14 protein-coding genes are annotated in these 23308 nt (G+C 40.1%); 8 read left to right on the top strand and 6 right to left on the bottom strand.

The features are described 5' to 3' along the window. Window positions 1-47: 47 nt before the first annotated feature. The 5 genes from dsbC to brnQ (JQC92_RS08195) form a co-directional block, all read right to left on the bottom strand. Window positions 48-767 (bottom strand): bifunctional protein-disulfide isomerase/oxidoreductase DsbC, encoded by a 720-nt coding sequence (gene dsbC / locus JQC92_RS08175; protein WP_204999185.1) that lies wholly within the window; start codon window positions 765-767, stop codon window positions 48-50. 405 nt (window positions 768-1172) lie between these two features. Next, window positions 1173-2078 (bottom strand): site-specific tyrosine recombinase XerD, encoded by a 906-nt coding sequence (xerD, locus tag JQC92_RS08180; protein WP_204999186.1) that lies wholly within the window; start codon window positions 2076-2078, stop codon window positions 1173-1175. A gap of 38 nt (window positions 2079-2116) precedes the next feature. Next, window positions 2117-3442 (bottom strand): branched-chain amino acid transport system II carrier protein, encoded by a 1326-nt coding sequence (brnQ, locus tag JQC92_RS08185; RefSeq protein ID WP_204999187.1) that lies wholly within the window; start codon window positions 3440-3442, stop codon window positions 2117-2119. A gap of 87 nt (window positions 3443-3529) precedes the next feature. Beyond that, on the bottom strand, window positions 3530-4876 hold the full coding sequence (locus JQC92_RS08190; protein ID WP_239480470.1) for an MFS transporter: 1347 nt from the start codon (window positions 4874-4876) through the stop codon (window positions 3530-3532). 274 nt (window positions 4877-5150) lie between these two features. Continuing rightward, a complete protein-coding gene (brnQ, locus tag JQC92_RS08195; protein ID WP_204999197.1) occupies window positions 5151-6455 on the bottom strand; it encodes a branched-chain amino acid transport system II carrier protein in 1305 nt (434 codons plus the stop codon). Window positions 6456-6680: 225 nt separating this feature from the next. On the opposite strand from brnQ (JQC92_RS08195), the gene JQC92_RS08200 reads away from it, so the two are divergent. The 8 genes from JQC92_RS08200 (at window position 6681) to JQC92_RS08235 (ending at window position 22880) form a co-directional block, all read left to right on the top strand. Beyond that, entirely contained in the window at window positions 6681-7385 is a 705-nt protein-coding gene (locus JQC92_RS08200) for a tRNA1(Val) (adenine(37)-N6)-methyltransferase (protein WP_204999188.1), read from the top strand. A gap of 39 nt (window positions 7386-7424) precedes the next feature. After that, entirely contained in the window at window positions 7425-8648 is a 1224-nt protein-coding gene (gene srmB / locus JQC92_RS08205; protein ID WP_204999189.1) for an ATP-dependent RNA helicase SrmB, read from the top strand. 233 nt (window positions 8649-8881) lie between these two features. Beyond that, window positions 8882-10078 (top strand): efflux RND transporter periplasmic adaptor subunit, encoded by a 1197-nt coding sequence (locus JQC92_RS08210; RefSeq protein WP_204999190.1) that lies wholly within the window; start codon window positions 8882-8884, stop codon window positions 10076-10078. Then, on the top strand, window positions 10078-13203 hold the full coding sequence (locus tag JQC92_RS08215) for an efflux RND transporter permease subunit (RefSeq protein WP_204999191.1): 3126 nt from the start codon (window positions 10078-10080) through the stop codon (window positions 13201-13203). The genes JQC92_RS08210 and JQC92_RS08215 overlap by 1 nt, the downstream gene beginning before the upstream one ends. Window positions 13204-13565: 362 nt before the next feature. Continuing rightward, complete coding sequence (locus tag JQC92_RS08220; RefSeq protein ID WP_204999192.1) at window positions 13566-15815, top strand: PAS domain-containing protein; 2250 nt, start codon at window positions 13566-13568, stop codon at window positions 15813-15815. Between the two features lie 251 nt (window positions 15816-16066). Next, complete coding sequence (locus tag JQC92_RS08225) at window positions 16067-17092, top strand: methyltransferase (protein WP_204999193.1); 1026 nt, start codon at window positions 16067-16069, stop codon at window positions 17090-17092. A 9-nt stretch (window positions 17093-17101) separates the two neighbouring features. Further along, window positions 17102-18217 carry a site-2 protease family protein gene (locus JQC92_RS08230; RefSeq protein WP_204999194.1) on the top strand — a complete coding sequence of 372 codons (1116 nt, stop codon included), beginning with the start codon at window positions 17102-17104 and terminating at the stop codon, window positions 18215-18217. A gap of 700 nt (window positions 18218-18917) precedes the next feature. Further along, entirely contained in the window at window positions 18918-22880 is a 3963-nt protein-coding gene (locus JQC92_RS08235; RefSeq protein ID WP_204999195.1) for an ankyrin repeat domain-containing protein, read from the top strand. A gap of 24 nt (window positions 22881-22904) precedes the next feature. On the opposite strand, the gene JQC92_RS08240 is transcribed toward JQC92_RS08235, so the two are convergent. After that, a partial coding sequence (locus JQC92_RS08240; protein WP_476739467.1) for a protein-tyrosine phosphatase family protein occupies window positions 22905-23308 on the bottom strand: 404 nt, incomplete at its 5' end.

Raw genomic sequence — 23308 nt, forward strand, 5'->3', positions numbered from 1 at the left:
CAATAAAAAGGCGGCAAATTTGCCGCCTGATAATCATAACTAAATGATTAATGATTTTCTATGGTCTGTAATAGACGAGCTGGCGGTTGGTAGCCTGGGATTAATGTGCCATCTTCAAGGATAATGGCTGGAGTACCATTAATGCCAAAGCTTTGACCTAATTGATACTGCTCAGCAATTTTTGCATCACACACTTTATTAGATACATCGTTACCCGCTTTAGCATCATCCATCGCTTTCAATGGATCTTTTGAACACCAAATTGATTGCATTTCTTTCGCAACTGAAGAGTTCGCCCCAGCACGAGGGAAAGCGAGATAACGAATAGTAATCCCTTCGTCATTGTATTGTTGCATTTCTTTATGAAGTTTACGACAGTAGCCACAAGTGATGTCGGTAAATACGGTGACAACATGCTTTTCGTTTTTCGCTTTGTAAACCAGCATCTCAGGTTCGAATTTTTTCAGTGCGGCAATACGAGGTTTACCCATCGCTGTTTCAGTCAGGTTTTTAAAACCATTCGATAAGTCAAACATGCTGCCGTTAATCAGCTTAGTGCCATCACTATTAATATAAAATACACCACGATCCGTCATTGCAAGGTATAGACCTTTTATTGGTGTGTCTTGCATGGACATTACTTTCAATCCAGCAATTTTAGTTAACTTTTCTTTGATGGCGTCAATGTTAGGTTTTGCAACGCCAGCTGCATGTGCCGTTCCAAATGCTAATAAACAGCATAAGGATAAAATACGGGAGAACTTCATGGGGTATCCTAATTAAGGTTAATGCTATCAGTGGTCTCTTCATTAGACCTGAGTAATTGCTTAAAAGTTACAACCTTATTCTCCTTAAAGCAAATATTCATATAGTGTGATTATACCCATGATACTTGAAGATACATGTTTCAGGACTTTTTCAGCGCCAATTCTTTGAGGCGCATTAGCGAAGGAATATCGGGATTCTTTCGAGCTAATGTAACAAAGAAGAATTGGCGCTGAGAAGTCCACGAAGTGCGAGTTGCACAGCTTGTTACTCTTCGTTGCCAGTGCTAACAATAGCTCACTATTGCCGCACACTGTCGCCTTGATTAACAAGTTGTGCATTCTCGCTGAAATCGAGCATCTTCAGGTATCATGGGTATAAGCTTGGAATAAGAGAGTGATACATAATTACCCCCTTGGATGATGTTGTTGATGTAGCTGCTGAAGTCGTGCCTTAGCTACATGAGTGTAGATCTGAGTCGTGGATAAATCGCTATGCCCTAATAAGAGCTGTACTACTCTTAAATCTGCACCATTGTTCAGCAAGTGAGTCGCAAATGCGTGTCTTAGGGTATGAGGTGATAGCTCTGAATGGATACCAGAAATCATTGCATAGTGTTTTATGCGATGCCAGAATGTTTGTCGGGTCATTTTTTGACCACGCTTCGACGGGAAAACAACATCTGAAATTTTATCACCGAGTAATTGAGGCCGTACCTTTGTATAATAAGATTCAAGCTGTTCTACAGCGACTTCACCTAAAGGGACAAGTCGTTCCTTGTCACCTTTACCCACAACTCTAACCAAACCTTGGCGTAAGCTAATCTGGTCCACCGTCAGTGATATGAGTTCAGTGACACGTAAGCCTGTTGCATATAGTAGTTCCAACATCGCTTTATCACGCGCTTCAATTACATCTTCTTCGTTTGGCGTAGAAAGTAAAGCGTCGACTTCAACTTCAGTGAGACTGGTCGGTACTTTTTGTCCCAGCTTTGGTGAGTCGATTAAAGCCGTTGGATCTCTACTGATTTGTTTCGTTGATAATAGATATTGATAGAAACGCCTGAGACTACTTAACATCCGTGCTTGGGATGTTTTTGCAGGTTGCGCTTTAAATCTGTGCTCGATAAACAATTGAATATGGCTTTGTTCTACATAAAGCAATCTAGAGCCTTGTTGTTGTATGAACTTATCAAGATGCCTTAAGTCAGTTCGATAAGCCGACAATGTGTTGTCACTTAATCCTTGTACTGACCAAAGGTGATCTAAAAATCGATCTAAATTAGGATCTTGTTGATATTTGTTTTGGTTCACGTTTTACATGTTTAGCATATGTTTTTTTTAAAATATCATCAATCTGCAACAGAATCGAATAGCAAGTCATTGTCGGGTAAAAATAAACACAAAATCAGTGTGCATGCCATAGGCAGGAGCCAGCCAAGACCATTATCGAATAACGGTAACTGTCGCAGTGAACCAATGTGATAATGAACAATAGAAAGCGTATTGATTATTACCGTAACACCAACAACCGCATAGTTCGTCAACTTCGGTTGCTTCATTAAGGGAGTAAATAAGCCACAAATAATTAAAGCGATTAAAATCGGATAGAAGAAGTTGAGTACGGGTTGGGTAAGGTGAGTGAGTTCAGTGAGTCCGATATTTGCAATAAACACGGTAATAATGGTTGTTGATATCGCAATTTTTCGATAGCTGATTTTCGGAAACATCTCATGGAAAAATTCACCATTTGCCACGATAAAACCAATCGCAGTTGATAAACACGCTAAGAATACCGCCATGCCCAGTAGCACCTCACCAAACCAACCAAAATGAGCTTGTGTATAAGCCAATAATATTTGTGGCCCGCTTAGCGCTGCAGTTGTTTTCCCTGCTTCAGAGAGCCCTATATAACAAAAAGCAATATAGATAAGAGCAGTAAAGATTGGTGCACTAAAGGTCGTGAGCACAAAGCTTTTAAAAATGCCTTTAGAGGAATGAATTGCTCTTCGTCTTAATGTGTCAAAGACAATAATGCCGAATACAGGGATGCACGTGACATCAAGCGTGTTATAGCCTTCGAGAAAACCACTGATATAGGCAGAGTTGTTATGGTCGTAATTTGGTGGGGCGATGCTCGGAAAGTGAGTGAAAAATAATGGTACAGATAAAATAAATATCAAAAGCAAAAACAATGGAGTGATCACTTTTCCAACGGTTGTTACCAGCTGACTTGGCGTTAATGATAACCAAAGGGAAAATGTGAAGAATACAACGGTGAAAACCAATAGGGCGATCTGTAACGATAAACTTGAGCCATCAATGAGGTGAGTCTGTAATAAAACAGGTTTTAACCCTAACTCAAAAGAAACGATACCGTTACGAGGCCCACAAAGAATAGGCCCAAGCATCAAGTATAAGACAGCAATGAATCCTTTTCCGTATTTTTTAGTCCAAAACTTAGTCAAATTGCCTTGCATAATGCCAAAGGCAATTAAAGCCAATAAAGACAGTAGTGAGGTGGAACTCAAAAAACCGAGTACTGCAGAAAAACTGTCTGAGCCGTACTTGAAGCCCAAGATCGGTGGAAAAATGACATTACCAGCACCAAAAATAAAACCAAATGTCATAAAAGTAATTGAAAAGATTTCAGTGAATGAGAATTTAGATGAGGTCACAGGCATACACAAATAGGTTTTCAGTTGGCCATTTTATGGCTGAATTCGAGTTAATGTTGGACTGATTGAGCGTTTGTCAGTTTACATTCAGCTATTACAGGTCGAACTTTGTTCTAAGTTGATGACTCGATTCCACTGATTAACTTTGTGTCCAAGTGCAGCATAAAATGCAATAAATAAGTAGCAGGGTATTAATACTAAATATGCACTGATCATGTTCTCAGACGTTGAGCCTAGTTCAGCATACAGCATGGGGAGCATAGCCCCGCCTGAAAAGCTCATTACGAGCATTGCCGACCCAATGGTCATTGTCTTTCTATTTAGCCCTTTTAACGCTAAGGGCCAAATGGAAGGCCAAATAATGGCATTAACTAGACCTAACATAGCCACTAAAACGACGACATTTGGTACTGCTGGAGCATGAGTCCATAAGAACCATGTATTCCAAATAGTGTAAAGCTGACCGCTTGAGTTAATAATAAGATAAGTGATTACAGTGCCTAATAGAGACGTGAACAGTAGCGCCTTTTCTTGCTTTATCCAGCGAGGAATTAAGCTGATCCCCAAGATGTATCCGATGACCATAAAGGCCATAGTATAAGCGGTTAAGCTAGAAAAATTCGTCACATTAAAGGCTTTTCCTAATAAGCCGATGGTATCGGCCGCAACGACTTCAGTTCCAGCCGCAAAAAATAAGGCCATTACACCGAGAATGAGGTGTGGGTACTTAAATGGATTATCGTAATGTTCAGGCTTCTCTTGATTCACTCTTTCTAAATCGCATTCAGGAAGTGGTGATAACAATACACACATCGCTAACACTAAAAGAATGATGGCCATAGCAAGGTAGGGGGTCACTAACTTAGCTGAAAGCGTATTGAGAGTGATCAATTGTTGAGCGCCACTCATTTGTGATAACGCCGATGGAGAATATTGAGAGACATCTGTAAATACCAATGATGTAAATACGATAGGGGCGATTATTCCTGCCCCTTTATTCAATATCCCCATAAAACAAATACGAACAGCAGCCGTTTCTCTTTTTCCAAGCAACACCATATAAGGGCAAGCTGCAGTCTGAAGAATGGTCAGCCCAGACCCCAATATAAAAAGGCCCGCTAAAAAGATTTCAAATGAACGCATCTGCGCTGCCGGAATAAAAATCAATGAGCCCAGCATCATTAATAGAAAGCCGATGACCATGCCAAACTTATAACCCGTATGATTGAGTACCACAGATAAAGGCAATGCTGTGACAGTATAAGAAATATAGAAAGCCATTGAGATAAGGTAGGCCTGACTTGGTGTGAGGTTGAATGCAATCTGTAGCGTAGGGATGAGGGAGCCATTCAGCCATGTAACAAAGCCAAAAATAAAAAAGAGTAAACCAATGATGAGCATTGGTACTAATGAACTTTTTTGCTTTTCAGGCATAGGTAAGTTCTCACATTCAGTCGAATATAAACTCTGTCTGGCAGTAAAATAACCCACTCAGAGCTTATCTTAGATGTTAATCGAAGCACTTAAGTCACTTATCGTTTGATGTGTGACATGCTTTCTATTTTGAATAATTGGTGAGCGAGGCCAAGTCAATAATCAATGATAATTATATATTCCTTGGCTGTATGCAGTATGAACGGATTGTAAGTTGAAGGTGGTGCTATTCAATTAACTATTTGAACAGCACCAGATTTATGAGAGTAGGTGTCTATTTATGCTTTTTTGGTGGTAGGGTTAAGCAAGTGAACATGGCGATCATGGTCGGAATCAACCATGCAAGTCCTTGATCAAAAAGTGGCATGAAATCGAAAATATGAATATCAAATCCAGCAGCAGATAGCCCATCCACAATACCAAACAACAGGGCGACACCCACAATGATGCGATGTGATAACTCTGGATTATTCAATTTTGGCGTAATGTACGTGATGGCGACTAAAGCTATGGCTACAGGATAAATACTGACAAGTACCGGGATGCTCACTTCAATTAACTGAGTTAACCCCACATTGGCCACAATCGCAGAAATTATGCTAAAGAAAACCACGAGAGGCTTATAAGAGAAAGCAGGTATTAACTCTTCGAAGAACTCAGAGCAAGCAACAATTAAGCCTACAGCGGTGGTTAAACATGCCAGAGAAACGACTCCTGACAACAGTATAGAACCCATGTAACCAAATTCAGCATCAACATAGTTTGTTAAAATTTGACCGCCATTCTCAGCTCCGTTTGCTAACTCTCCCGCAGAGGCGCCTAAGAAGAACAGTGAAATGTAAACGAAGGCTAGACCTGTTGCTGCAATAATCGCTGCTCTTACTAAATAGCGCGTTTGAGATTTAGGATCGTTGATGCCTTTTTTCTTTAAAATATCAATGATCAACATACCAAACATGAGTGAGGCTAAGGTATCCATGGTGTTGTACCCTTCAATAATCCCTTTGGTTAAAGGCGTATTGAGGTACTCTCCGGTTGGCACCGAAGGTGGCGTACCGTGAAAGAACATGACCGAGATTGATAGTACAATTAACAAAGTAATGAGCAATGGAGTCAGTACTTTACCGACACTGTCAAGCAACTTGCCAGGATATAAAGCTAAAAATAGTGCAGTAGTGAAGAAGCAAAGTGTGGACAACATTTGGCTGTAATTTAGGTCTATACCGCCGAGGGTTATCATTGCGGAAGTATCATTTAAAAATGGCTTAACCCCAATCTCATAGGCCACAAGTCCCGTTCTTGGTGCGGCAAACGCAGGGCCAATAATGATGTAAATCGCAATGGCAATGATGGTGGCTATAATGGGAGGTAAAAACTTCATCACACTACCATTGCTTCGTGCTACAGCAATGAGTCCTGAGAGAGGCAGACCAACGGCTGTTATTAAAAACCCCATCATTGCCCAAGGCATGTTTTCACCCGCTAGCATGCCAGCAAATGGTGGGAAAATTAGGTTACCAGCCCCTAAAAAAAACGCAAAGGTCATAAATCCTAAGCCAAAGGTATCTCCAATACTCATTTGTTTGTTTTGCACTACAAACCTCTTAACTGTAATTTTGTTATTGTAATATTTTTTTTTGATAACTTAAGTTAAAAAAAAGTCTTTGGCTATAGTTTCGGCAAAACAATGATAAAATTGTATACTTTGTCCGGTCGAAAGCATGTGGAATTGATACGTTTCACAATATTCTTATTTAATTGCAGAACCCGTTATAATCTCTTCTTTTATTAAGTGATACCTTTTATGCCGTTTAGTTTTAAACAATTTCATATCGACGATAGCCAGTGCGGCATGAAAGTGAGTACCGATTCGGTCATATTGGGAGCGTGGGCACCATTGACTCATGCAAAAAACATTCTCGATATTGGTACTGGAAGCGGCTTGTTAGCTTTAATGAGTGCACAAAGAAGCCAAGCAAACATTATTGCGATTGAATTAGATGCGCAAGCTTGTAAGGCTGCGAAGGTGAATGTCGAACAGAGCCCTTGGGCTCATCGAGTTAAAGTGATTCAAGATGATATTGTTCATTATGTCGCTCAGCATGGTGCTAAGTTTGATCACATTATCTGTAATCCGCCGTATTTTTTGACTGGGCCACAGACTCAACAACAAAACCGTGCGAACGCTAGGCATACTAATACGTTGAGTTACCAAGACCTCATTGATGCCATTGAAGCGCTATTATCAGATAATGGCACAGCGAGCCTCATTTTACCGACAGAAGTCGCAGATGATTTTTTTTCGCTTATCGAGTTTAGTGGGTTAAATCTTAGCGCCGTGAAAGCCATTATTCCTGTTGAAGGCAGCGCACAACGTCGAGTTTTATTCAGTTTAAGTCGAGTAGATCAGCCCGCTCAATTCTTTGAGCCTTTGATCTTGAGAGGGAAACAAAACCAATATACTGATGAAATGATCGAACTTAGCAAAGATTTTTATCTGAATCTCTAATATAATGCGCCGCCTAATCTGCTGCTTGGAATGAAAATAATGAACTTTGATGAATTTGATTTAGATGCTGAATTGCTAGAATCACTGGCAAGAATGGAACATAAATCGGCCACGAGTGTTCAAAAACAAGTTATTCCTTTTGCACTCGAGCAGCGAGATATTATGGCTATGGCGCCAACCGGAACAGGTAAAACTGCCTGTTTTCTATTGCCTGCTTTGCAACATATCATCGATTTTCCAAGAAACTTTACAGGTCAAGCTCGTGTACTAATCCTGACTCCAACGCGTGAATTAGCCAGCCAGATCCACCGTTATGCCACACATTTGGCAAACTCATTAGATTTAGACATAAACATCATTACTGGCGGTGTTCCATACGGTCCGCAAGAAGAAGCGTTAAAAGACAACGTTGATATCTTAGTCGCAACACCAGGTCGTTTATTAGAGTATTTAGATAAAGGCAACTTTACTGCAGAAGATGTAGAGCTGCTCATCATTGATGAAGCTGACCGCATGCTTGATATGGGTTTTGCTAATGTAGTTAAAAGTATTGCACTTGAAGCTCACGGCTGTAAGCAGAATATGTTGTTTTCGGCGACCCTTTCTACCGGTGGTGTCGCTCGGTTTGCTGATGAGTTGTTAACGGATCCGATTCGAGTTGATATTGATTCTCCGACCCGAAAAGAGAAAGGAAAAATTCATCAATGGGTACATTTAGCCGACGATAAACAACATAAGTTTGATTTATTGACGTTTTGGCTACGACAAGAAGAAGTAGAACGTACGATTGTATTTTGTAAAACTCGCGACACGGTTGCAAGTCTTGAAGGCTTGTTACAGCAAGCGGGAATTCAAGCTGCGTTTTTACGTGGTGACATGGAACAAAAACAAAGATTCAAAGCACTTGGCCGATTCACTAAGGGCGAAGTGAACGTGTTACTTTGTACTGACGTTGCTGCACGTGGTATTGATATTGAAGGTATTACGCATGTAATCAACTTTGACATGCCTCGTACTGCAGATATCTATGTGCATCGTATTGGCCGTACCGCAAGAGCGGGAGCCAAAGGAACAGCAATCTCGCTGATAGAAGCACATGACGTTCGAATTTTGAATAAGATTGAGCGTTACACTGAGCAGAAACTAAAGCGTCGTATGATTGAAGGTTTGAGACCAAAGAATAAAGAAGCCAAAGCACCAGGTAAGAAAAAAGATAAAGTGAAGATGAAAGCGAAAGCTAAGGCACGCAAAAAGAAAAAATAAATATTGGCGCTTTATTGATGAAAGGTCACCTTGTTGGCCTTTTTTAATGCCCTGAATTCAACAAAAGTACTGCTCATAACGTAAGTGGTTATTTACAAATGTTATATTCATAAAGACTAATACTTTAGTATTATAAATTTTATTTCAATATTATTAACATTTAGTCGTATTTTATTAACAATTATTCTGGTAGTTTAAGGAAGATTTTGCCCTGAGAAGGATAACAAGGCCTCATGAGTAGTTACACTTTGTGGTTAAGACGTTTGTCACCACTTTTGATTTTCATTTTTTCAGTAATCGTTTTCATTTTATTAAATCCAAGTAAGCCAGAACTAAAACAAGATGCACAAAAACCAGCACTGCCAATTGTTGAAGTTATGGAAATATCGCCACAATCATTAGCGTTAATTATTCCATCTTACGGTGTCGCACAACCCAAATACAAAACAAAAGTGGTTGTAGAGGTGAGTGGTCGAATTATCAAACTTTCGCCAGTGTTTGTGAGTGGTGGTTTTTTGAGAAAAGGGGATGTTCTCGCGAAAATCGATCCAGCGGATTACCATGCAGATTTGCTTCAAGCCGAAGCTCAATTTGCTCAAGCTCAAGCATCTCTTGATGAAGAGATGGCTCGAGGTGAAGTCGCAAAAGTCGAATTTAAAGGTTACGACAGTGGCACTCCACCGAGTCTTGGTTTACGCAAACCGCAACTGCAGCGTGAACAAGCCAATGTTAAAGCGGCGAAAGCGGCGTTAGAAAAAGCAAAGCGTAACTTTGAGCGAACGGTTATCTCAGCGCCTTTTGATGCCATTGTTAAAGCAAGAAGTGCTGATTTAGGGCAGTTTGTGTCAACGGGCAGTGAGATTGGTCAATTGTTTGATACTCAAGTCGCAGAGATAAGACTGCCTATTTCGACTCACGATCTCGTGCATTTAGAGTCTTTAATATCACCAAATATTGACGTTGAACTGATGAGCAAATTGGGCGAGAAAAGTCAGTATTGGCAAGGTCGTATCACGCGGAGTGAAGGCATTGTTGATGAAAAAAGCCGTATGGCTTACTTGATTGCAGAAGTTCAAGATCCTTACCAACGAGAAAGCCAGCAACAAGAGCATGCGTTACCTTTGCAATTTGGTACGTTCCTCGACGCAAATATTACCGGTAAAGTTGTTTCTCAAGCCGTAAAACTGCCTAGGCATCTCGTTCGTGATGGCTTAGTTGCCGTAGTGACTCCTGAAAACAAAATTGAAATGCGTAGTGTTTTACCTGTCCGTAGTGATGCTGAGAATGTCTATATTCAAAATTCCTTCAAGACCGGAGATCGAGTATCACTGACACAATTCACCAGTTTAGCTAACGGCCAAGAGGTTGAAGTTCTTGGTGAAATAAGCAAAGAAGATAGCACCAAAGAGACGCAGCAGGAAAACAACTAATGGATAAGCCAAAAGGAATTATTGCTTGGTTTGCCTATAACAATGTTGCTGCAAACCTATTAATGTGGGTATTGATCATTGGTGGTTTATTCAGTGCCAAATTGATCAATAAAGAAATTTTTCCGACGTTTGAACTCAATTACCTTAATGTTTCGGTTGCCTACCCAGGTGCGGCACCACAAGAAATTGAAGAAGGTATTGTTATTAAAATTGAGGAAGCCATTAAAGATATTTCCGGTATCGAAAAAATGACTTCCGTTGCGGGCGAGGGCGTCGGTTCGGTTAATATCGAAGTGACTTCAGGCTATGAAGTTCAAGATGTCATGGATGAGGTTAAATTGGCTGTTGATGCCATTGCTACTTTTCCTGCCAACATTGAAAAACCGAATATTTATCGCCAAAAACCAGAAAACAATGTCATATGGGTTTCCGTTTCTGGTGAGATGACCCAGGCGGATATGAAAGAGTTTGCTAAAAAAGTCCGTGATGACTTAGCCAACCTACCTGCAGTGACCAAAGTTAAACTCCGTGGTATGCCTGATTACGAAGTCGGCATTGAGGTTTCTGAAGATAAACTGAAAGAGTACCGCTTAAGTTTTGTTGATGTTGCACAGGCAGTTCAGAACTCTTCGGTAGATTTACCCGGTGGTGCTATTCGAGCGAAAGATGGAGACATTTTACTCAGAACCAAGGGACAAGCTTATACACAAAGTGACTTTGAGCGCATTGTTGTGGCAACTCAACCAGATGGTAGCCGCATCATGTTACCGCAGGTGGCGAGCATTAAAGACGGCTTCCAAGAAGGGCTTTTTTATACTCGTTTTGATGCGAAACCCGCAGCAATTATCGAAGTGCTGAGTATTGATGACCAAAACGCAGTAACCATCGCCAGCCAGGTCAAGCAATACATCGCCGATGAGCAAGCCAGTTTACCAAAAGCCGTCACTCTAGGTTATTGGGGAGACTTAACCCATTACCTTGAGGGACGTCTGAATATGATGATCTCCAACATGGTCATGGGCGCCTTATTGGTGTTTTTACTGATGGCGTTTTTCTTGGATTTAAAACTCGCCTTTTGGGTGATGCTCGGGATCCCAATTTGTTTCCTCGGTACGTTGTTATTGATGCCATTTGATCCATTTAATCTAACCCTGAACATGATCACCTTGTTTGGCTTTTTATTGGTGCTGGGGATTGTGGTCGACGATGCTATTGTGATTGGTGAGAGTGTTTATACGGAGATAGAGTCTCATGGTCACTCGGTTGAAAATGTAATTAAAGGTGCTCACAGAGTCGCAATGCCAGCGACCTTTGGCGTATTGACCACGATTGTCGCATTTATTCCAATGTTGATGACGCCGGGGCCGTTTGGTGTGATTCCGATGTCAATAGCCTTAGTGATCATTTTATGTTTAGCATTTTCATTGGTGGAGTCAAAGTGGATTCTGCCAGCCCATTTAGCGCACATGAAAATGAAGCCTAAAAAGGCACCGAATAATGCGTTTAGCCGCATAAAGTATAAATTTAATAATGGTTTACAGCGTTTTATTCAAGAAAAGTACCGTCCATTTATTGGTAAGTGCGTTAATGTACGTTATAGCGTGTTAATGACCTTTATTGGTTTACTGGTTATTACCTATGGCTTACTCGAGAGCGGCAAAGTGCGTTGGGTGTTCTTCCCAAATATTCCATCTGACTTTGTTCAAGTGCAATTGGAGATGGAAAATGGCACTGCTGAAACCCATACCTTGAAAGTGGTTCAAGAAATTGAAGATGCATTATACCGAGCGAGTGAAAAGTTAGAGAGCCAATATGGGCAGCCTGTATTGTTGCACTCGCAAATTGATATGAACAATCGCACTAATGCCTTTATCTTTGCTGAACTTACTAAAGGTGAAGATCGAACGGCAACCAGTGACGAAATCGTCGAAGTTTGGCGTAACCAGCTGCCAGACTTTGTTGCCGTTAAAAAGCTCGATATGAATGGCAGCACCAGTGCGGGTGGCGGTGGTGATATTGCCTTTAGGTTAACTGCTACGGATCTAGGTGAGTTAAGTAAGGCTGCTAATGAGCTGAAACAAAAGCTGGCGACTTACCAAGGTGTATATGGCATCAGTGATAACTTATCATCAGGAAGCCAAGAGATTCGTTTGAACATTAAACCTGAAGCAGAATCTCTAGGGTTGAGCTTGTCTGACTTAGCGCAGCAAGTTCGTTACGGTTTCTATGGTTATGAGGCACAGCGAATACTTCGTAATAAAGAAGAAGTTAAAGTGATGGTGCGCTACCCATCAGAGGAACGCAAAACGTTAGGTCATCTAGAAAGTATGATGATCCGTACGCCACAAGGTGTTGCGATTCCATTCAGCAATGTTGCTGAAATCGAGACGGGGGAATCTTTTTCTTCGATTAACCGTGTTGATGGTAAGAGAGCAATTACCGTAGTGGCGAGTGTTGATAAAACCAAAGCTGAGCCTTCGAAAATTACTGGTGAAATTCAGAAAGAGTTTTTACCGATACTTGCACAAAAGTATCAGCGCATTTCTACTACACTCGACGGTGCCAGTAAAGATGAGCAAGAAGCCTTATACACCATGCTTAAAGGTGCTTTCTTTATTCTGTTTACCATCTATGCACTGATGGCGATTCCATTAAAATCTTACTCGAAACCATTGATCATTATGTCGGTGATCCCGTTTGGAATTATCGGTGCCGTGTTTGGTCACATGTTGATAGGTATTCCGCTTAATATCCTCAGCTTGTATGGGATCTTGGCGTTATCAGGGGTTGTTGTGAATGACTCATTGGTCATGGTGGATTTTATTAATAAGGCCAGAAAGCAAGGATTATCCATTAAAGATACGGCGATTGAAGCGGGCGTGAGTCGCTTTAGAGCCATTATCTTAACCTCGTTAACCACATTTATTGGTTTGGCCCCCATCATGTTGGAGACCAGTTTACAGGCTAAGATCGTGATCCCGATGGCTGTATCGCTCGCCTTCGGTATTCTATTTGCTACTTTTGTTACCCTGATTCTTGTTCCGTCGCTCTATGTTATTTTAGAAGACACAAAGCGAGTATCTTCTAAGGTATTTCATTGGTGGTGGCAACCTAAGCAGGTTTAAGCATCAAAGGGGGCATGCTTGCTCCCTTTCTTTTCGACTGCAATTCAAAGGTTATGTACCCATGATACCTGAAGATGCTCGATTTCAGCGAGAATGCACAACTTGTTAATCAAGGCGACAGTGTGCGGCAATAGTGAGCTATTGTTAGCACTGGCAACGAAGAGTAACAAGCTGTGCAACTCGCACTTCGTGGACTTCTCAGCGCCAATTCTTCTTTGTTACATTAGCTCGAAAGAATCCCGATACTCCTTCGCTAATGCGCCTCAAAGAATTGGCGCTGAAAAAGTCCTGAAACATGCATCTTCAAGTATCATATGGGTATATGTTAAGATGCTTGTAAGTTTCTAATACATTGCAGACCCATGCTGACAAACGGCACAATTCCTCAACTCAAATCATTACTCTTTTCAGCTCAAGGCATTAATTGGTCTTATCAACGTAAGCTTGCGCTCGCAAGCCAGTTGATTATGTTGTTATTAGGAATGGTGTTATTGACGAATATCATCATCAATGTCGGTGAGCGTCGTTTGCAAAATGATTGGGCAACGCAGAGGTATGGTGAGTTACAAACACTCGGAACCATGCTCTCTGATAAGGTAAGCTTTCAAGAATTTCGTACAAGGACGTTTGCTCAAAGTGAGTCGCTAACACATTACCTCGAATCACCGTCAGCGGAACAAAAGCAGAGTATGCTTAAGAGCTGGAATAACCTTACTGCCAATATTCATGACCTATTGGAAATCGCCTTATTTAACGCTCAAGGTAATTTGGTTTCTTCTAGTTCGACTAACAGTTTTATCATTCGTCTGCCAGCCGAGGTTATCAATAACAAAACCGCTTACAGCGGTAATAATGTTTTTACTTCCGATATTAAGTTTGCTCCCATAAATGGTCGCCTTGAACCGTATTGGTACCAAGTGTCTTGGATTGACAACCCGTCAGCGAAGAAACAAGGGTTTCTAGTGACCTTCATGTCGTTGAACAGTACTTTACAACGAATAAAACCAGATATCGGTATCAATAAGTCATCGTTCATTATGCTTGACGCACAAGGCGCATTGTATACAGGTAGTGGTATTGACAAAATACAACAAGCGCAGGCACAAATTGGGATCGGAGGCAGTTTTGCACAAGCACTTCCTCAAGTTTGGCGTGAGATAGTATTGACTAAGTTTGGCCAGTTTCATAGTTCTGATGCGACGTTTGTATTCTTAAAAATTGATCTTACCGCCCAAGATAATATTGATAGAGATTATTATTTGGTTTCATTCGTATTGGATAAAGGCATTGTGGCTCGTTTTGCCCATTGGCGACAATTGATGATCATCGCCATCTCTTTACTGACTATCCTTGCTGGTGCGGTGATCATTTTGGGGCATTTATTTAAGCTTGAAAAGCGAGCTCGTGGCTACAATGTTGAACTGGTAGACAGTTTATTTAACGATAATCACGGTGTACTCATAGCGGGTGATAATGGCCGTATCGTTGCAGCGAATAGAGCCGCTGCATCCATATTAAATATTTCAAAAGATAAACTTATTGAGCGTACTTTGGCTCGAGTATTCCATATTGAGACTGATAAATTTCAGCTGTTTAGGAATGAGTTTCTGGCTCAAAAAAACTGGTCAGGAAAGTTTGATTTGCGCCAATATGGCTCAGGAATCATTGATGTCGATGCTAAAATAGCGCCAGACTCTCAATATTTAGAGCAAGGCTTTGCCATTATTAATCTCAATGACAACAGTGCGCTTGTTCAATCTCAAGAACGTGAATATTTGTTAAAGAAGTTGTCTGACTCGGCAGTCCCTGTCGCCTTGATCGATACTCGAGGTCATCTTATCAAAGTGAATAATCAATTTGATAGTTTCCTACGTTTAGGTGGTGCGACAGATAAAACCTTAATCGAGCTTTTTGGCGCTGAGATTGAACCTCAGTGGAATCAAATCCAGCAACAGATATCCTTAAAAGGTTCGTGGCAAGGCCACTTATCGATGCTTGCCGATGGCAGTTTGATCAATGTGGATATTTTACTGAATAACTATACGGCTGAAAATTCCGATAACGAACATCTTATTTGCACGTTGTTGCCTGTTAAAAAAGGCAAAAGTAGTCCTAAAGTTAGAGAGTCAATTCCGTTCAGAAGTGCGATTCTTGTAAGCTATTCGGATGTCGAACGCTACTTTAAGAGCCTTGATATTCATAAGCGACTTCATTCCAGTATGATGCTCATGGAAATAATGCCAGATGGCGTGTTCAGTCACATTAGTGACAGAGACAAACTTGAAAAGCGTCAGCAAGATATCGAAATGCGTTTGTTGCTTGAGCTACCCAAAGCGTATCAATTAGCGCAGTGGCAATTAGGTAAATTGATGATCATATTGCCTAATACGAGTGCCGATGAAGCTCATCAGTTTGCATTGGATATCATGAAGAGGCTCAATGAACATGGGCTTTCTGATGGCGTATGTGTGGGGCTCGTAGTTTATCATGAAGGACAAACGTTCTCGCAATTTATGGATAATGCCGAAGTGGCACTCAAACGTGCGAAGCATAATGGTGAGCATAATATTTGTCAGGCGTATACTCGAACAGTCTCGATGGTTGATTCTTAATTACATGATGTAAATATCCAGTCTTTCAATAAAACTAACCTAATTAAACGCAGTTTGCTTTAATAGACAAAGCGGCCGTAAAGCCGATACGTATTTTGAGCTATTTCAATTAAAATACTTAAATATTAGGTTCTAAGGTTATTTTCATTTCAGTGCGATAGCTGAGTATGCTGTCTGAGGTTTTCAAAGTCGGTATTCAATAATTATCGGTGATATAATTCAGCCGTTTTTTCTTTAAGCTAGAGGCGTGTGTGTTAACTAATCCTTCTCAATTGATCAGTCGAAATCAAGAATATTTTAAGAATAAGAGCGTATTGTTACTTAACCATGAGTCTGATCAGTTACTCGATGAGTTGAAGCATACCGCAGAGCGTATCACTTCATTAGCCTTGGACTATAACCATTATTTAGCCGTGAAACATCATCAATCTGAACACGTCGATTGCCAATTCGGTCATCAGTTGTCAGATAAAAAGGCATTTGATTATGTTGTCATTTACTACCCTAAAGCTAAACCTCTCGCAGAGTATCTGAATCAGCTGGCCGCAAATCACTTATTAGAAGGTGGTGAGCTGTTTATTGTTGGTGAAAACAAAGGCGGTGTGAAATCGGTTCCGAAACAACTTCCTGACTATTTTTCAAAGGCGAATAAAATAGATAATGCCCGACACTGCCTGCTTTATGCTGCAGAATTGGAAAGTGAAGCGCCGCCAGTGGCGCTTAAAGACTGGGTTACTGAATATCACTTACAAACACCTCAAGGTGAGATAAAAATCTGTAATCTGGTTGGAGTGTTCAGCCAAAAACAATTGGATAAAGGTACAGAGTTGTTATTGGAGAACCTAGCAAAGGTGAAAGGTCGAGCCTTAGATTTTGGTTGTGGTGCCGGTGTAATTACTGCGGCTTTACTAAAGGAATGCCCAGAGCTGCAACTCGATTGTGTTGACATTAACGCGATGGCATTAGCGTCTTGTGAAATGACCATGACGGCAAATGGATTTAAAGCGAATGTCTATGCTTCAGACGGTTATTCGAACATTGAAGGTAAATTTGACGCTGTGATCTCTAACCCACCATTTCATGATGGGCTGAAAGCAACCACAGACATTGCTGAGCGCTTCGTGAAAAATAGCGCTGATTCTCTCAAGAAAGGTGGTGTATTCCAAATTGTGGCAAATCGTCATCTTCCATATTCAGAAGTGATAGCAACGAATTTTGGCGACGTAAATGTTTGTGCTGAAAACAATAAATATAAAATTTACCTCAATAGGAAATAGAGCAAACCAATGGAACTATTGAATATCGATTGCTTAGGGAAACCGTTAAGGTTAGAAGCTTCTCTTGCAGGATGGCAGCAAATCTTTTGGAATGATCAACTTGTAGCTGGCCGTAACGCTGATGAACGAAATGAAGGTAAGTTTATACATGAGTTTGAACTGACTTCGCAGCCGCACATTGACGTTGAAGAACACAGCGTTGAGCCCCAAGTGATTAAAGTAAAACTTGAGTTTGATGTTAAATGGCAACCCTTTAATATTGATTATCAATTGTTGGTGGACGATCAGCTCATTGAAAATGGTGAGCGAAATACCAAGGATATTGAGCAGCAAACACCAGTAGCACCGAGAAAAGAAGCACGCAAACCGGGTTTAATCGGCTTGGCATCATTGGGCTTAAAGCTACTTAAAAGCGCTAAAGTGATTAAAGTGGTATTGGCAGGTGCCAGTTTGGCAGCTTATACATGGCTTTTTTCATTCCAGTTTGCTTTAGCGTTAATCGGTTGTTTGGTCGTGCATGAGTATGGCCATGTTAAGGCCATGAAATACTTTGGTATGAAAACGAAAGGGTTTTATTTAATCCCATTTATGGGAGGAATGGCCCTTAGTGATGAGAAGGTAAATACTCGCTGGCAAGACATTGTTATCTCTATTATGGGGCCCACTTTTGGGTTGTTATTGTCAGTCATATTCTTGCTAGGGTATATGATTACCGGCAATATATTCTTTGCCGGTTTAGCGTCTTTGAGTGCACTACTGAATCTATTTCAAATGCTGCCAATATTGCCATTGGATGGTGGTCATGTAATTAAAAGTATCAGCTTCTCGATGAACAGTGTCACAGGATTAGTCATTTGTGTTGCTGGTGCAATGTTGGGTGTTGTCATTTGTTACTACTTTGGCTTAACCCTATTTGGTTTCTTACTGGCAATTGGTTCAATTGAAATTGTGTTTGAGTGGCGTACTCGTCATCAAAGCCATTTGTTACCGCTCGACCGTTATGGGCAAATCTTTTCTGCTATCTGGTATTTGTTAACTGTTGCAGGCTTTATTGGGATCATTTGGTATTGTGCCATGTCGGGTGATGAATTGATGTCATTACCGCTTAAGCTTTTACAAAGCTAGGACTGTTTATCTTTGTTTTATAATTCAGCTGAGCAATAAATCGCCTTGAACCTAAAAAACTCAGTTGAACGCTAAATCACTTTTTAAGCTTATGAAAGTAAGAAAATAATCTGATTAACTGTTATCACCTATTGGGTGAATCGCTCTACGCTCACAAGCTGGCTAAAATTGCCGTTATCTACGTTAGAACATTTGCAAGTAGATTAACTACTTGCTGCACGTTCTGCCTTGCTACCGACAATTTTTTCTGCGCTTGAGAACGTACCCAACTGAGTTTTCTAGGTTGAACAAGGCAGAAATCGTTCAGTTTAGTCATCTAAATAAACTATTTTCAACACAGAGTAAGGCGATTTAGATTCAGCCTCTAATATAAACAATAATTGTTATGTAGTTGAAACAAAAAACCAGACAATAAATTATCGTCTGGTTTTTTTTCGTAAATTAATTTAACATTTTAGCTGCTTGAGTTGATGATAATCGAATGCATATTTGATGTTGATGTTGATGTTGATGTTGACGATGACATTATCTTTTCCTTTCCTTCAAATTCATTCTGATTAGCGAGCAGAACTATTGCTTAGCGTCGCTTTTTCAGCTGGTACTGGTATCAGAATTCATAATATAGCAATAGCTATTTAAGTATATCTAATAGCGTCTTGTTCAGCAGTCGTTGAGTAATAATATATTACTATTTGACTAAATGAATTCAGATACACCACTCATGTCACTTTCTACTTTATTTGGTCATCAACTTAATGATGCATCTTCAAAAGAACATTTTTATGCCAATCAGGCAGAAAATGGGCGTAAAACCCAATTACAAGAAATGGATTTTTTGCGTTCACGAGAGGCACATACAGTTAGTGAAACCAAGGCTGAGACAATGAGTCAGTTTTTAGAAAGTGATAATAGAGAGGGGGCTAAAACATTAACTGATCATCAGTTTACCTCTAAAGAACATGGGGAAAAAATAGGACAAAGTGACAATAATTCTCTTGCTCAAGAAGTTGAAAGAGCTCAACAACAAAAATCCAGCAGCGAAGAACAGATAAGGTCCATGGAATCAGAAAATGGCATTGATGAAAGTTCATGCGATGAACAAACGACAGAAAGCCATTATAAAGGTGGCAATTCCCCCGAGCAACCAAAACCTCTTACTTCCTCACCTCGTGCAAGTCTAACTCATTCAAGCAGCAGTATTCAGGAAGATACCACTGATGAGCAAGAGAATCTATCAAAGGAGGAAATTGATCAGAGGTGCATAGCAAGTTATGAGGTTATACCGCTGGGATCGCCAAAAATAGGTAAGTCTGAAATTAAAGAAGGTGCGCATAGGGACTTAGCTAATTTGATTCAAAAGCTGCCCAAAGCGATCAAAAAAGTCCATGTCACTAAGATCAAGATCTTGAGAGAGACAATAAAAAAAGTGGATATAGAAAAAGTCGATAGTCAGAAATTGGCTGCATTTGAGGCGAACTTCAAAAAAATACTGATGCATTTATCGGATGAGAGCATCTCAAATGATATTAAGAGGTTAGCAATTTCTCAGTGGTGCACAGGTGAACCATTTCCAGCCGGCAACCTTGCACTTTTAACATTGAGCTGTGCTAGAAAAGGCTATTCTGGACATTTGAGACAAGTTAGGGAGCGCATTTTTCATCAAATGAAGCAACATCTTATAGGTCATCGTTTAACTGCGACAGAAAGTGCTTGGGCTGAATACCGTTTGGCACAATTGTGCGGTCTTAGTGCAGAGCAGCCAAAGCAAAGACTTGAACAAAATGAAAATAAAAAAGTGTTGGCAATAATACAAAATCTAGAAGAAAATCAATCGGTTTGGTTTTCATGCGGTCGACAAGTTTCTTTACTAGTAAGGCAATTAAATCAAGCTATTAGTGAGACTGTAGGGCTAAATGGAGAAATAGCATTAATTCGTGACTTAGGCGTTTTTACTGATACTCGATTTTCGACTGAAAATTATCAGAATTATTATTGTGTTGGCGCTTCCAATACTGGTCAAGGGCTAAAGCAGCAACTATGCCAGTTGTTAGGGGTGTGGTATGTAATTTCTTCTTCAGACAATGAAGTGTCTGAGTTAACTTGTGGAGCCGTGATCAATACCGTGATCACTGATGAAAGGGAGAGGCGTGATATTTACCTACAAGCCATCACAAAAACCAAGTCCATCCAAGAGTTAAACACATTGCTTGATGGCCTCTCCTTTGATGACCAAAATGCAATAATTCGAGCCGATGTTAAACAAAGAGTTATAGAGCAACTCACAAAATTACAAGAGCAACAACCTTGGGCTTACTCAGAGGATGAGCTACAACAGTTGAGTTATGAGCAGTTAAAACAGGAAATACAAAATGAAGTTGCTTTGCAAGGTATAGAGAGGTCTGATGAGACGGATATCAAAAGCTTAGCTAAAACCTTAAAAGATAATGTTTATTCTGGCTGTGACGCTTTTAAACAACGCAGATTAGAACGGTGTTGTGCAGTATTCTCACTGCTTTATAAAAAAGATACTTCAATTTCAGAAAGCATTTATTTAAAAGATGGTTTATTAGACAGTTCATATCAGCATGAGTGGTTTGCTTTAGCACTCAGTTGGTTAAAAACTGAATATATAAAATGTACCCAATCAGATATTTGTAATACGGGTTCAGTTACAACATTAACTCAGATTATTAACATACGGTGTCTGAAATACCAATTACCTGAAGTATGCCAACAGTGTCTATCTGAAATCGAGCAAAAGTTAACACAGTTTTTGAATGATGGTTCTTTAACACCAGAAAGCCTATGCAACGCACTCCCTGTGGGCCCAGAACATGTTCTCTATCCAACACTTGAGCAACTGCTGTTTAAAACAGTGAACAGAGATCTTCAAAATATAGATAAATCTGAGTCAGACAGTGCTGTTAAAAGGAGCACACGTTTTCTTCAGCTCTTATCACGTATAAATAAACTGAACATTTCAGAAAAAACGCGTGATAGAAATCATAGAGAAGTGACCAACAAAATAATCACTGAATGTAGGTGGTATGGTGACGCACAACAGTTTTGTAAATCTCAAATGAGAACTGATCCTGAGTTGCTCATTTTTTTGTTACAAAGCTTCTATTTTACTTGGGGAAGAGAAGCGGTTGGGGACAACCAACCTTTTATTGATGATAAGTCATTAGAGTGTGCCCGCCAGCTTTATAAAGTTAAACCGGTTGAAACTGAAACACAGAGGGTGAGAGTGCCTTTACGACTCAATGAAACTGAGTCAGATTTTTACCTGATGCAGCTGATATCAGAGGTGAATATAAACTTTTGGAAAGAATGCTCTCCATCACTGCGAGATGGTGCTCTTATCGTGGCAGCAAAAATTAAGAATATCGAGTTTTTCAATTTACTATTACTCAATAAAGCCAACCCAAACTTTGTGAGCCCTGATGGGCAAAAAGCTATTGCTCACTGTGTTGTAAATGGCTTTCTAGCTGGATATGAAAAGCTGCTGCCCTATACCAATTTGTCTTGTAACGTAGATGAAAGGCGACAGGAGAATATTGCACATAAAGCGGCGAAAAGTTTATCTTTTAACGTTTTTATGAAGGTGCTTGGTGACTATGATACTCGATTGCAGCACCCCATATTTGGAGAGACAAAAAGTAAAAAAGAGTTATTAGAAAGCAAAAACTTTGTCAGCTTATCAGTATTAGATCTTGCTCTACTTAATGAGTTTGAGTCAGCGATTACTTATATGATTAAGAAGGAAGTTGATATAGAAACTCGACAAAGGTTTGATCGTTTTGTATCCGGCAGTGATTATCCGGAACTACGTTATCACTATTTAGATTTGAATCCATTTGAGTTTGCAATCAAGCATTTTAAATCAAAAGCCGTGGGCGCTATTGCTAAGGGTAACTCTGAACTATTGGAAGTAAAAGGCGTGGATGGTAATACCCCATTACTATACGCTGCGATGCATGGTGACTCTGATTGTGTTAATGCGCTGCGTCATTGTGGCGCAAAAGTCGGTGCAAGTAATTCGAGTGGACAAGGCCTTCTTCATTGTGCAGCTTATAACTCTGATGAAGCGACATTTCACTTGATATGGAATTTAAGTGAACTTAGTGGTGAAACGTTTGCTAAAGATATAGCAAACCCACTTGAAATTGCACTTACGAATGCAGAAACACCCGCATCTACCTGCCAAACAATTATAAGGAGTGGTGCGATATCGCTATCAGAATCGGGGCATCTGGAGATTAACGCATTTCAGTATGCTGCAGCATTTGCAACATCTTTAGAAAAACTCGATATAGTGCTTAAATGTTTCTTAACATTGGGAAGTATTAATGCTTATGGAACGGGTAGCCAAAACTTTAATACTGCTTTAGATCAAGTGCGAGATAATTTAGGTTTAAAACAAGTTTTTCTTAACAAGTTAAGAAGCAACGGGGCATTAACGGGCAATGAAATAAGAGTAAAGCAGAAAACAAAGAGTGACGCAGATGAAAAGCAAAGACAGTTAATAGTCACTCTGAAAAAAGATATAAGAACGTTAGCCTGGGAATATTCAAAGCTTAGAGAGCAAGCTGAAGATAAACTGAGTTGGCTTAGTTTTCATGAATACCCAAAATCTGTGGTTGCTAAAAAGTACAAAACATAGAGAAAAACAAAATACATTCTCATATTAGTGCTTGGTTGAGCTCATGTGTTCGAACTCTGATCTAACCTTACTTTCAAGTTTTTCGAGACCCCAGTCCTTGCCGATTGAAATGGCCTCTTCACTATTTTTACCATCGAATGCAAAAGCCGCTAAAGCCATTATTGCTCCGTTTCGATTCGCTGATCGGCAATGAATAACAACGGTCTCATTGTCGCAGCTCGAGAAAAAGTTTCTAACCTTTTTAGCATTCTCTAATGTAATGTCACTCCCTCCAGAAACGGGTATGTTTTCATATTTAGTCGACCATGAAAAACACCTAAAATTATGATCGCTAATACAATATAGCTCTTTGATACATTCAATTTCGACCAGAAATGATATAGTGAACCTACGGTTTCTGGTCGTTTTTGGTGCTAAAAATGCTCTCC

The sequence above is a fragment of the Parashewanella hymeniacidonis genome (assembly GCF_016900895.1).
Classification (GTDB): Bacteria; Pseudomonadota; Gammaproteobacteria; order Enterobacterales; family Shewanellaceae; genus Parashewanella; species Parashewanella hymeniacidonis.